This window comes from Paracoccus sp. S4493 (assembly GCF_000967735.1).
Taxonomy (GTDB): Bacteria; Pseudomonadota; Alphaproteobacteria; order Rhodobacterales; family Rhodobacteraceae; genus Paracoccus; species Paracoccus marcusii.
Genome location: NZ_JXYF01000327.1, coordinates 1 through 1,708, shown reverse-complemented (window position 1 = coordinate 1,708; position 1,708 = coordinate 1). Strand labels below are relative to the sequence as shown.

2 protein-coding genes are annotated in these 1,708 nt (G+C 62.7%); both read left to right on the top strand.

Annotation, left to right across the window (positions count from 1 at the left end; genetic code table 11):
* Window positions 1–42 precede the first annotated feature (42 nt).
* The gene (locus TW83_RS17485; protein ID WP_045984065.1) at window positions 43–495 is read left to right on the top strand and encodes a hypothetical protein; all 453 of its coding nucleotides are present in this window, start codon (window positions 43–45) and stop codon (window positions 493–495) included.
* Window positions 492–1,708, top strand: a 1,217-nt coding sequence (locus TW83_RS17480) for a DUF4942 domain-containing protein (RefSeq protein WP_045984064.1), incomplete at its 3' end; no start/stop codon positions are given. The genes TW83_RS17485 and TW83_RS17480, both read left to right, overlap by 4 nt.

Below are 1,708 nucleotides of genomic sequence, written 5' to 3'. Positions count from 1 at the left end.
CCTGATGCTCGATGCCTTTGCGGCAAAGCAGGAGGCAACGGCATGAGCGGGTTTTCCTTCAACGGTTTTGTGGCGGGGGATACCCCCGCCACCTTCACCGACTTTCGCGTGTCGCCGGTCAGGATGATCCGCGAAGGCACGGATGCGGAAGCCATCGAGGTTTGCAGCCCTGCAGGCCGGGCGTTCTGGTCGATCTATGGCGACACCGGCGCAGGCTGGCGGCTTGTCCATGACGCCGAGGCCGACGACGCGGGCCTTGCCCTTGTCGCCCTGTCCCGGAACGCGGCAGCCCGGTTCGAGTATGCCGACCTTGAGACTGTCACTGTCGCCGGGACGCTGGCCGATCTTGCCGACCGTCTGGCCGAACGCATCCACGACGAAATCCCCGGATACGACAACCCGGAAGATTTTCGCTGTGACGACTTCGACGCGCACCCGCTGTCCGAGCTGCGCGAGCAAATCCTTGAAGCCATCGAGAGCGAGGCAGCAGCATGAACACCCGCACCACCTTCAGCGCCGGCGCACTGGTCGCACCGATGAACATCATGAGCATTTGCGCCGCCCGTGAGGCCGCGCTGACGCAGATGCAGGACGCCATCGGCACCCTGTCGGACGGCTACAGCCGCGCGCTGGACGCGGCCGAGACGGCCAAGGGAGCAACCGCAGGGCATTCCTGCTATCTGCACTACAGCGACAACGAGGCCGTGAAATCGGCCCTGTTTTCCGCCTTCGATCCTGTTGCCGTCCTGGCCCGGTACAAGCGCACCCTCGATGCCGCAATCTGGCTGCGGATCGTTGAGGAAAGCCGCCTCAAGGAAATCATGGACCGCACCGAGCGGGACCAGTTGGACAAGCAGATGGGCGCGGATGACATGCCGGAGCCGACGCTTGAGAACATCCGCGCCACCTTGGAACGCCTGACCCTCGATGCCGACTTGATTTTCATGCGGGGCGTGGCCCGCGCCTTTTCCGAACTGGACCCGGCTTTCAAGAGCCACGACGCCTTCAAGATCGGCAAACGCATGATCTTCACATGGGTCTTTGATGACAGCGGCCATTGGTCCTATTCCGGCAGGGGCGAACAGATGCGGCGCACCTTGGCCGATGTGGAGAGGGTGTTTTCGCAACTGTCCGACCAGAGAAGCTATGGCGATCTGGAAAGCGCGATCAATGCCGCCCGGCGCGGCGGATGGGGCGCGCGGCAAACCGAGATCGAGACCGAGTATTTCACCGCCCGATGCTTCAAGAACGGCAACCTGCACCTGTGGGTGAAGGATGCCGACCTGCTGCGGAAGGTCAATCAGGTCCTGGCGAGCTATTACGGCGAAGTGCTGGCCGATGCCGCAGGGTCCGACGAGCAGCCCGCCGACTTCTGCACCGGAACTGCCGTTGCCAAGGATCTTGCCTTCTACCCGACGCCTGCTGCGACGGTCGAAGAATTGCTTTCTGATCTAAGGATCAAAGCGGGCACCCGCGTTCTGGAGCCAAGCGCCGGGATCGGCGCCATCGCCCGGCCTGTCTTGAAGATGGGCGCGACCGTAGACGCTATCGAAATCCACCCTGACCGGGCAGCAGCATTGCGGGGCATGGCCCACCCTGCGCTGAAGGTTCATTGCGCAAATTTCCTGAAGGTCACGCCTGCGCCGGTCTATGACCTGATCCTGATGAACCCGCCGTTTTCGGGCACCCATTTCATGGATCACGTCAA